8 protein-coding genes are annotated in these 11127 nt (G+C 63.0%); all 8 read right to left on the bottom strand.

What is annotated here, in order from left to right:
- Nucleotides 1-1645 (bottom strand): glucose-6-phosphate isomerase (gene pgi / locus APH30_RS23650; RefSeq protein ID WP_054913926.1); only part of this gene is annotated, 1645 nt, incomplete at its 3' end.
- A gap of 148 nt (nt 1646-1793) precedes the next feature.
- The gene (gene panC, locus APH30_RS23645) at nt 1794-2657 is read right to left on the bottom strand and encodes a pantoate--beta-alanine ligase (RefSeq protein ID WP_054913925.1); all 864 of its coding nucleotides are present in this window, start codon (nt 2655-2657) and stop codon (nt 1794-1796) included.
- Nucleotides 2654-3454 (bottom strand): 3-methyl-2-oxobutanoate hydroxymethyltransferase, encoded by an 801-nt coding sequence (panB, locus tag APH30_RS23640; protein ID WP_054913924.1) that lies wholly within the window; start codon nt 3452-3454, stop codon nt 2654-2656. Before panB ends, panC begins: the two co-directional genes overlap by 4 nt.
- 262 nt (nt 3455-3716) lie before the next feature.
- Entirely contained in the window at nt 3717-4196 is a 480-nt protein-coding gene (folK, locus tag APH30_RS23635) for a 2-amino-4-hydroxy-6-hydroxymethyldihydropteridine diphosphokinase (protein WP_054913923.1), read from the bottom strand.
- Nucleotides 4193-5581, bottom strand: coding sequence for a polynucleotide adenylyltransferase PcnB (locus APH30_RS23630; protein ID WP_009685365.1), 1389 nt, complete (start codon nt 5579-5581; stop codon nt 4193-4195). The genes folK and APH30_RS23630 overlap by 4 nt, the downstream gene beginning before the upstream one ends.
- An 829-nt stretch (nt 5582-6410) precedes the next feature.
- The gene (locus APH30_RS23625; protein ID WP_054913922.1) at nt 6411-7856 is read right to left on the bottom strand and encodes a sigma-54 dependent transcriptional regulator; all 1446 of its coding nucleotides are present in this window, start codon (nt 7854-7856) and stop codon (nt 6411-6413) included.
- 4 nt (nt 7857-7860) lie between these two features.
- Nucleotides 7861-10836, bottom strand: coding sequence for a sensor histidine kinase (locus APH30_RS23620; RefSeq protein WP_029886588.1), 2976 nt, complete (start codon nt 10834-10836; stop codon nt 7861-7863).
- Nucleotides 10820-10996, bottom strand: a complete 177-nt coding sequence (locus APH30_RS28900) for a hypothetical protein (protein ID WP_003250005.1) — start codon at nt 10994-10996, stop codon at nt 10820-10822. Before APH30_RS28900 ends, APH30_RS23620 begins: the two co-directional genes overlap by 17 nt.
- Nucleotides 10997-11127: the final 131 nt, after the last annotated feature.

Here is an 11127-nt window from a genome sequence, read left to right as displayed (position 1 = left end):
GGAAGTAGTTGATCAGGCCTTGGGTGGAACCATCTTCGGCGCTGTCGTCCAGGCTGCCGACCAGGCGCTGGTACACGCCCTTGCCCAGCTCCTTGCCCAACTCGACGCCCCACTGGTCGAAGGCGTTGATGCCCCAGACCACGCTTTGCACGAACACCTTGTGTTCATACATGGCCACCAGCGCCCCCAAACGGCGTGGGCTGATGCGCTCTACCACCAGGGTGTTGCTCGGGCGGTTGCCCGGGATCACCTTGTGCGGGGCCAGCTTTTCGATGTCTGCTTCGTTCAGCCCTTTGCCACGCAGTTCGGCTTCGGCTTCTTCGCGGGTTTTACCCAGCATCAGGGCCTGGCTTTGCGACAGGCAGTTGGCGTACAGCCACTGGTGATGGTCGGCGACCGGGTTGAAGCTCACGACCGGCACGATGAAGTCGGCCGGAATCAGCTGGGTGCCTTGGTGCAGCAACTGATGGTAGGCGTGCTGGCCATTACAGCCGACGCCACCCCAGATTACCGGGCCGGTTTCGGTTTTGACCGGGGTGCCGTCCTGCAGCACGCTCTTGCCGTTGGACTCCATGTCCAGCTGCTGCAGGTGCTTGGTGATGTTGCGCAGGTAATGGTCGTACGGCAGGATCGCATGGCTGCTGGCGCCCCAGAAGTTGCCGTACCACACGCCCAGCAGGGCCAGCAATACCGGCATGTTCTTGTCGAACGGCGCGGTCTGGAAATGCTGGTCCATGGTGTAGGCGCCGGACAACAGCTCCTTGAAGTTGGCCATGCCGATGGCCAGGGCGATCGGCAGGCCGATGGCCGACCACAGCGAGTAGCGCCCCCCCACCCAGTCCCACATCGGGAAGATGTTCTCTTCGCGGATACCGAAGGCCACCGCGGCAGCCTTGTTGCTGGAAACCGCAATGAAGTGGCGGTACAGCTCGGCCTCCGAACCGCCCTGGGCCAGGTACCAGGTACGCGCGGCCATGGCGTTTTTCAGGGTTTCGAGGGTGTTGAACGACTTCGACGAAACAATGAACAGGGTCGTTTCGGCGCGCAGCTTGGCCGACAGTTCGTGGAACTCGCTGCCGTCGATGTTGGCCAGGTAGTGGCAGCGTACACCGCGCTGCGCGTAGGGCAGCAGGGCTTCGGAAACCAGCTCCGGGCCGAGGAACGAGCCGCCGATGCCGATGTTGACCACGTCGGTGATCGGCTTTTCGCTGTAGCCACGCCACAGGCCGTCATGGATGCGGCCAACCAGTTCGGTGATCTGGTTGAGTACCTTGTGCACTTCCGGCATGACGTTCACGCCGTTGACGCTGAGTTTGTCGCCAACCGGCCGGCGCAATGCGGTGTGCAGCACCGGGCGGCCTTCGGAGGCGTTGATGATTTCGCCACTGAACATCGACTTGATAGCGTCCTGCAGGCCCACTTCGTTGGCCAGGTTGACCAACAGATCGCGGGTTTGCTCGGTGATCAGGTTTTTCGAGTAGTCGAGGAACAGGCCGCAAGCGCTAAGGGAAAACTGGTCGAAGCGTTGGGCATCGGCGGCGAAGGCGTCGCGCATGCTGAAGCTCTGCATGGCATCGCGGTGTTGCTGAAGCGCCTGCCAGGCGGGCAGCGCCGTCACATCGTGGGGTGTACGGTAATACGCCATTGCGCGGGGTTCCCTTAATGCGTGGTGAGGCCTTTGACACGGCAGTCATTGCCGGGTTCAGGCTGCATCATTATAGGCAAAGGTCACGCGCTGGGAATGGCTGTGGGACGGGGATTTTGAGGGGGCTGCAAAGCAGCCCCCAAGGCCTTTATGCGGTTTTCTCTTCCACATGCAGGTACAGATTGTCGATCAACCGGGTGTTACCCAGGTAAGCCGCCGCAATCACCACAAGGTCGCGATCATCGATCACCGCCGGGCGCAGGCTCACGGCATGGCGCACTTCCAGGTAATCTGGACGCAAACCCGCGGCAACCAGCTGCGCCTGCCCTTGGGCAACCAGCGCGGCAAAGTCCCGCTGCCCGCGGCCAATGGCCGAAGCGATATGCTGCAGCGTGCGGTACAGCGCAGGCGCGGTGGCCCGCTGCTCGGGCGTGAGGTAACCATTACGCGAAGACAGCGCCAGGCCATCGTCGGCCCGCACGGTGGGCTCGCCAATGATCTGGATCGGCATGTTCAGGTCGCGGACCATGGCGCGGATCACTGCCAGTTGCTGGAAGTCCTTTTCACCGAACACCGCAAGGTCTGGCTGGACCATGTTGAACAGCTTGGTGACCACGGTGGCCACACCTTCGAAATGCCCTGGCCGGCTGGCGCCGCACAAGCCTTCGGAAAGCTGGGGAACACTGACCCGGGTTTGCACGCTCATGCCGTCGGGGTACATCTCTGCCACGCTGGGTGCGAACAAAAGGTTGCAGCCGGCTTGCAGCAGGCGCTCCTGGTCGGCGGCCAAGGTACGCGGGTAGCTGTCCAGGTCTTCGTTGGCACCGAACTGCAGCGGGTTGACGAAGATGCTGGCGACCACGAAATCGGCACGCTGCGCGGCCTTGGTGACCAGGGCCGCGTGGCCGCTGTGCAGGTTGCCCATGGTCGGCACGAAACCGATGCGCTTGCCCTCACCGCGGGCACGGGCTACTGCTGCGCGCAGTTCGCGGACGGTCTTGACTGTATTCATGCACTGAACCCGTGTTCGCTGCCTGGGAAACTGACTTGCTTGACGGCCTCGACGTAAGCGACGAGGGCGCTGTGGATATCCGGTTGGCCCTGCATGAAGTTCTTCACGAACTTGGGCACCCGGCCGCTCAGCGACAGGCCAAGCATGTCGTGCAGCACCAGCACCTGGCCATCGGTGGCACTGCCGGCGCCGATGCCGATCACCGGAATACCGACCGCGTTGGTGATCTCCGCGGCCAGTTCGCTGGGTACGCACTCCAGCAGCAGCATGGCTGCACCGGCCTGTTCCAGGGCAATGGCATCAGCGCGCATCTGCCGGGCCTGGGCTTCCTGGCGGCCTTGCACTTTATAGCCGCCCAGTACGTTGACGGTCTGCGGGGTCAGGCCCAGGTGCGCACACACCGGTACGCCACGCTCAGCCAGCAGGCGAATGGTTTCTGCCAGCCAGGCGGCACCTTCGATCTTGATCATGTGGGCGCCTGCCTGCATCAGCGTGGCGCTGTTGGCAAAGGCCTGTTCCGGGGTGGCATGGGCCATGAATGGCAGGTCTGCCAGGATCAGCGCGCCGTCATTGCCACGTTTGACGCTGGCGGTATGGTAGGCCATGTCGGCCGTGGTGACCGGCAAGGTGCTGTCGTGGCCCTGCAGGACCATCCCCAGCGAGTCGCCCACCAGCAACACTTCAACACCGGCCTGGCTGGCGACTTTGGCGAAGGTCGCGTCATAGCAGGTCAGCATGGTGATTTTTTCACCCTTGGCCTTGAGGCCATGCAGGGTGGTAAGGGTTACTTCAGGCATGTAGGAAATTCCTCGTTCAGGCGCTGTAAAAAACGACTGCATTCAACGCGTGTAGTCATCTTCCGGAGCGGCACATCATCGCGCGTGATGTTCGGGCACAGGTCCGTCCGGGCCTAAATACGGGTATGCGGCAGTCAGTTGCCACACGGGACGCCTATAGTCGTGAGCGAGGTGGGGGAAGTCAATCACCCTGTTACCGCATTGTTACGATCAGGGTGTTACTGGCGTTACCGGGCCGGTGCAACGGGCTGGAGCACCCGGTTTACAAGCGCTCCAGGCCGATGAATGGGCAAGCCTCAAGCAGCTGCGCAAGGGCGCGGCCATCGGCCAGGCGGAAGTCGCCCGGTACCAGCTCGGCCAGCGGGTACAGTACGAAGGGGCGGGCATGCATGTGGTAATGCGGCACCGTCAAGCGGGGCTCGTCGAGCACCTGGTCGCCGAACAGCAGGATGTCCAGGTCCAGCGTGCGTGGGCCCCAGCGCTCCGCGCGCACCCGGCCCTGGTCGTTCTCGATGGCTTGCAGGGCATCGAGCAAGGCCAGCGGTGCCAACTGGGTGTCCAGCGCCGCGACGGCGTTGGTATAGCGTGGCTGCCCGGGCAACAGCGAATCGCTGGTGTAAAAGGCAGAGGCTGCTACCAGGCGCGTGGCCGCGACCTGGTCCAGCGCCTGCAACGCGCTGCGCAACTGCTCGGCCGGTGCAGCCAGGTTGCTGCCCAGGCCGACGTAGGCGCGCGTCGTCACTCGAATGCCTCGTCGCCAGCGCGCTTGCGTTTGCTGCCGCTGCGCTTGCGTTTACGCGGGCCGGCAGTGCTGCCTTCGTCACGGTTGCCCAGGTCGCGGATCATCTCGCGGCGCTCGCTATCGTTGGCGTCCTGGTAATCGGTCCACCATTGCCCCAGGTCGTCGGTTTCTTCGCCCGCGCTTTCACGCAGCAGCAGGAAATCGTAACCGGCACGGAAGCGCGGGTTGTCCAGCAGCATGTCGGCGCGCTTGCCGCTGCGGCGTGGCAGGCGCTCCTGCATGTCCCAGATTTCCCGGATTGGCAGGGTGAAGCGCTTGGGGATGGCGATGCGGGCGCATTGCTCGGCGATCAGGTCGTGGGCTGCGCCATTCATGGCCGGAATCGGGGGTACGCCCTGGCTCTGCAAATGCAGCACGCGGGCTGGCAGGGCAGGCCACAGCAGCGCGGCGAACAGGAACGCCGGCGTTACCGGTTTGCCCTGCTTCACCCGTAGGTCGGTGTTGTTCAGTGCCTGGCTGATGAGCGTGTGGGTATAGGTCGGGCGCTCTTCCAGCGCGTGCGCACTGGCCGGGAACAGCGGCTCGAACAGCTCCAGATCGACGAGCATTTCAAAGGCGATGGCACCTTGGCCCGACAGGAACAGCTTCAGGCTCTCTTCGAACAGGCGCGCTGGCGGGATTTCGCGCAGCAGTGGGGCCAGTTCGCGGATCGGCTTGAAGGTGTGCTTCTCGATACCGAAGTCCAGCTTGGCCGCGAAGCGCACTGCGCGCAGCATGCGCACGGGGTCTTCCTGGTAGCGGTGCGTCGGGTCGCCGATCAGCCGCAGCAGGCGGTTGCGAACATCGTGCACGCCGTTGGCGTAATCGAGAATGCGCTCGCTGACCGGGTCGTAGTACAGGGCGTTGATGGTGAAGTCGCGGCGCTGCGCGTCTTCTTCCAGGGTGCCGTATACGTTGTCACGCAGGATGCGACCACTGGCGTTATGCGACGAACGGTGGCTGTCATTCTGGTCATCTTCCGTATGCGGGGCACGGAAGGTAGCGACTTCGATGATTTCACGGCCGAAATGCACATGGACCAGCTTGAAGCGGCGGCCAATGATGCGCGCATTACGGAACTCGGCACGGACCTGTTCAGGGGTAGCGCTGGTGGCAACGTCGAAGTCTTTCGGCGTAATACCCAGCATCAGGTCGCGGACGCAGCCACCGACCAGGTAGGCCTGGTAACCGGCAGCCTGCAAGCGCTCGACAATGTTCACCGCGTGGCGGCTGAACTGGTGGCGCTGCAACGAGTGCTGGCTCTTGTTGATCACCTCAGGCGTGGTGCGCCTGTGGTGCTGGCCCGGTACGGGCGGGCGGAACGACTGGAACAGCTTCTTCAGCATGGGATGCACTGTTTGAAGGAATGTTCGGCCAAGAATAGGAGAATGGCCGCATGATGGGCGGGGATTCTAGCATTTACTCAGGGAATGGTGTAGGCGGGTAGCAGGAAGCCTGCGGGAATCGCAGAAACGACAAGGGGAGCCTAAGCTCCCCAAGAAGTGTCGTTGCGTGCTCTTATTATTTTTTTGCCGGGCTTTTTGTTTTTGTTGAGTGCCCTGCCCACAAAGCCTGAAGCTTGTGGACGACCCCCAAACCGGGGGTAAAGAGCAAACGGATTGCTTTGGCCGCTGATGTCACGTTGATCTGTCGATCCAACCAGTTCAGGCGCTGCTTTTTAGTGCAGTTTTTGTTGTTCTCTGCCTGGTCGTGGGGCAAGCCCCAAACACGCATCCTCTCCAAAAGAATCAGTTAGCTGCGCCTCCGCCGTCTTGTTTTTATTGTGCGTGAGCCGTTTCGTCTTGTTCTTATTATGAGTTGCAGTGCTTGTTATTGTTCTTGTACCAGAGATATAGCAGGTGCCGTGCCAACTTTTGAAAAACCAGTAAAATCAATGGGTTGGTGGATTCTGCAGGTTTGTGGCAGGCCCGAAATGTGGAAATTTCGTTACCGTACGCCTCGGTGACTGTTACGGCGCAGAGGGTGGGTAACAGATTTTTGCGGCAGCAGATGTGTTACCTGGGGTGTGGTGGCTGGCCGTTTCGCGGGCTTGCCCGCTCCCACAGGATCACCGTGGCTGCCAGGTTGCGCTGTGCTTGTGGGAGCGGGCAAGCCCGCGAACAGGCCGGTGAGGCTGGTAGAGAAGGGGCAGGAGGAACCTCCCACCCAGGCAGGTCAGTTATCGCTGGTGGCGTTGCTCTTGCGCCGCGGAATGCCCAGGCGTTGGCGGCGTTCCCACAGGCATTTGCGGCTGACGCCGAGCTTGCGGGCCAGTTCGGTCTCGGTCATGTGGTCCTGGTGCTCGAGCACGAAGTGCTGGAAGTAGTCTTCCAGGGACAAGTCCTCGGTCGGCTCGTGGCTGGCATTGGCCGCGCTGGCCACCGCCAGGGCGTTGTCGAGAATATCGTCTTCTTCCAGGTCGCTCAGCTCGATGTCGATACCCAGCAGGTCGGCAGAAATTTCTGCGCTCTCGCTGAGAATGACCGCGCGCTCCACGGCGTTTTCCAGCTCACGTACGTTGCCCGGCCAGCTGTAGTGACGAATGGCCTGTTCGGCTTCGGCAGAGAAGTGCAGGTCATCCCGGCCGATGCGCGCACTCTGGCGGGCCAGGAAGGCACTGGCGATTTCATTGACGTCGCTGCCGCGCTCGCGCAGCGCGGGCAGCTTCAGGGCGATCACGTGCAGGCGGTAGTACAAGTCTTCGCGGAACTGGCCGGCCTTGGCCAGATTCTTCAGGTCGCGGTGGGTCGCGGCGATCAGGCGCACATCGACCTTTTGCGACTGCACCGAACCGACCCGGCGAATTTCCCCTTCCTGCAGCACGCGCAGCAGGCGGGCTTGGGCTTCCAGGGGCAGTTCGCCGATTTCATCAAGGAACAAAGTACCACCGTCGGCGGCCTCCACCAGGCCCGCACGGCCGGCACTGGCGCCGGTGAACGCGCCTTTCTCGTGGCCGAACAGTTCGGACTCGATCAGGGTTTCGGGGATGGCCGCGCAGTTCACCGAAATCATCGGCGCCTTGGCCCGCCGCGACAGGTTGTGCAGGGCGCGCGCCACCAGCTCTTTACCGGTACCCGATTCGCCCTGGATCAGCACATTGGAATCGGTTGGGGCCACCTTGCGGATCTTGCTGTACATGTCCTGCATGGGCGGGCACGAGCCGATGATACCGATGTCGCCATTGGCCGCTGCCGGGGCCGCTTTGTCGGCAGGGGCTGCCTTGCCGGTGCTGGCGCGGGGCTCGGCAGCCGGTGCCGCAGCCGGGGCGTTCTGCCGGTCGCGCAGGATGCGGGCCACCGCTTGCAGCATTTCGTCGTGGTCGAAGGGCTTGGCGATGTAGTCCACCGCGCCCATCTTCATCGAGTCCACGGCTGAGCGCAGGCTGGCGTAGCTGGTCATGATCAGCACCGGGGTGCCTTGGCCGAGCTTGATCAGCTCGGTGCCGGGTGCACCTGGCAGGCGCAGGTCACTGACGATCAGGTCGAAAGTGGCAATGCTGAAGCGTTCCTGGGCTTCCTGCACCGAGCCGGCTTCGCTGACCTGGTACTGGTTCCGCTCGAGCAGACGACGCAAGGCCGAGCGGATGATGGTTTCGTCTTCGACGATCAGAATGTGCGGCATTGATTCAATTCTCTCGACGGTCTCGAATTTCAGGGGACGTCGCTACGACATGCCGGGGCAGGGTCACGCGGATCCGGGTGCCACGTTGCCGTTCGATGTCGGCCGGGCTGTCGATGGTGATTTGCCCATAATGCTCTTCCACGATGGAATAGACCAGAGCGAGGCCCAGTCCGGTTCCTTCGCCGGGGTCCTTGGTGGTGAAGAACGGCTCGAACAGACGGTCCTGGATGTTCTTCGGGATGCCGCTGCCCTCGTCCTCGACGATCAGGTCGACGGTGTGCTCGCTCACCTCGCTGCGCACGCGCACTGCGCTACCGGGCGGCGAGGCGTCGCGCGCGTTGGAAAGCAGGTTGATCAGCACCTGGGCCAGGCGCTGCGGGTCGCCTTCTACCCAATGGTCGGGGTCGCAGAGGTTGAAGAACTGTACTTCGAAATTACGCCGGTTCAACGCCAGCAGACCAATGGCGTCCTGCGCCACTTCGGCCAGGCACACCGGTTCCTCGCTGTTCTGGTGGCTGCCACCGGCATGGGCAAAACTCATCAACGACTGGACGATGCGTGACACGCGTTTGGTCTGGTCGAGGATCTGGCTGGACAGCTCGGTGATTTCGCCGTCGCCTTCACGCTCCTCGCGCAGGTTCTGCGCCAGGCAGGCGATGCCGGTGATCGGGTTGCCGATTTCGTGGGCCACGCCGGCGGCCAGCCGGCCGATGCTGGCCAGGCGCTCGGAATGCACCAGCTTGTCTTCCAGGGCCTGGGTTTCGGTCAGGTCCTCGACCAGCAGTACCAGGCCGCTGTTACCGGGGGCCAGTGGTTCATCGATGGCCGCCTTGTGCAGGTTCAGCCAACGTGGCTGGCCATCGAGTGCCAGGCGTTGTTTGTGCAGGTGCTCGTCGGGCACGTTGATGAAGCCCTGCAGCAGCCCGCGCCAGGGCTCGGCGATGGTCACCAGGCGTGAGCCGACCACGTGCTTGGCGGCAATGCCGGTGAGCTCTTCCATGGCCTTGTTCCACATGAGGATTTCCTGGTCCTTGGCCAGCGAGCAGACGCCCATGGGCAGCTCCTGCAAGGTCTGGCGGTGGTAGCGGCGCAGGGCATCGAGCTCGGCGGCCAGGCCGGTCAGGCGCGAGTGGTAGTCTTCCAGGCGGCTTTCAATGAAGTGGATGTCCTCGGTGACGTAGTTCTCGTTACCGGACTTGTACGGCAGGAAGGTCTCGACCATGTCCTGGGCCACGCTCGGGCCCATCAGGCCCGAGAGGTTGGCCTCGATGCGGTCACGCAGGCGGCGCAAGGCGTATGGCCGGCGTTCGTCGAACGGCAGGTAAAGGTCACGCAGGGCCTGCTCCACTTCCTTTTGCGCGGCTTTGGCGCCCAGCGGCTTGGCCAGTTGGGTCGCGAATTCCTGGGGCGAGGCTGCGTGCAGTTCGCGGCGCTGTGGGCGGCGCACGTTGTCCACCGCGCAGGCTTCTGCGGCGCTGACCTCTTCGGTGCTGGCGTTGGTGAACAGCGAAATCAGGGTGAACAGCAGCACGTTGGCCGCCAGCGAGGCGATGGCCGCCATGTGCCAGCTGGTATCGTCCAGCACGTAGATCATGTCCAGCAGCGGGATATAGAAGCCCTGCAGGTTGCCCAGCAGCGGCAGCAGCATGGTCACCATCCACACCAGCGTGCCGGCCAGCAGCCCGGCGATGAAGCCGCGGCGGTTGGCGGTCGGCCAGTACAACACGGACAGCACGCCGGGCAGGAACTGCAGCGTGGCCACGAACGCCACGATGCCCAGGTTGGCCAGGCTCTGGTGGTTGTTCTGGGTCAGGTAGAACATGAAGCCGGCGGTGATGATGGCGACGATCAGTGCGCGGCGGGTCCATTTCAGCCAGCGGTAGATGTTGCCCTCGGCCGGTGGCTGGTACAGCGGCAGTACCAGGTGGTTGAGGGCCATGCCCGACAGCGCCAGGGTGGTGACGATGATCAGGCCGCTGGCCGCCGACAGGCCGCCTATATAGGCCAGCAGGGCCAATGCCTGGTTGTTGGCGGCAATGCCCAGGCCCAGGGTGAAGTATTCGGGGTTGGTACTGGCGCCCAGGCGCAGCCCGGCCCAGAGTACCAGCGGCACGGCCAGGCTCATCAGCAGCAGGAACAGCGGCAGGCCCCAACTGGCGCTGACCAGCGAGCGTGGGTTGAGGTTTTCGGTGAAGGCCATGTGGTACATGTGCGGCATGACGATGGCCGAGGCGAAGAACACCAGCAGCAGGGTGCGCCACGGGCCTTCCTGCAGCGGGGTGTGCAGGGCGGCCAGGGCGGTCTGGTTCTGCAGCAGCCACACTTCCAGCTCGTGGGGGCCGCCAAACACGCCATACAGGGCGTACAGGCCGATGCCGCCCAGTGCCAGCAGCTTGATCACCGACTCGAAGGCGATGGCGAACACCAGCCCTTCATGCTTCTCGCGCGTGGCGATATGCCGGGAGCCGAAGAAAATGGTGAACAGGATGATCAGCGCACAGAACGCGAAGGCGACCCGTGCCTTGACCGGCTCACCGGTAAGGATGCTGATCGAGTCGGCCACCGCCTGGATCTGCAACGCCAGCAACGGCAGTACGCCAATCAGCATGATAAGGGTGGTCAACGCGCCGGCCCAGGTGCTGCGGAAGCGGAACGCCAGCAGGTCGGCCAGCGACGACAGCTGGTAAGTGCGGGTGATCTTCAGGATCGGGTACAGCAGCACTGGCGCCAGCAGGAATGCACCGGACACCCCCAGGTAACAGGCAAGGAAGCCGTAGCCGTACTGGTAGGCGAGGCCCACCGAGCCGTAGAACGCCCAGGCGCTGGCGTATACGCCCAGCGACAGGGTGTAGGTGAGCGGGTGGCGAATGATGGCGCGCGGGATCAGCCCACGCTCGCTGACCCAGGCTACGCCGAACAGCACCATGAGGTACCCGGCGCTGATCAGGATCATCTGGGTCAGGCTAAAGCTCATCGGCATCTCGTTGGCTCTGCAGGATGAAGGTGACGACGATCAGGATCAGCCAGAGCAGGTACGGGCGGTACCACGCTCCGGTCGGTTCGATCCACCAGTCCATGATGGCCGGGGAGAACAGGTAGATCCCCACGACCAGAAGCAGGACCAAACGATAGATGTACATGCTGGCCTCGATGGTTGGGCGCTGCGGGTTTGAACTTATTATTGGCGCAAATGACTGGGCGGATGCTAGCGGGAATCGCTGAGGTTAGCCAAGGGTTTGAATTTGTTGGGCTTTTGATTTGAGAGAAAGGT

The sequence above is a fragment of the Pseudomonas sp. NBRC 111127 genome, from assembly GCF_001320345.1.
Lineage (GTDB): Bacteria > Pseudomonadota > Gammaproteobacteria > Pseudomonadales > Pseudomonadaceae > Aquipseudomonas > Aquipseudomonas juntendi.
This window is presented reverse-complemented; position numbering and strand designations above follow the sequence as displayed.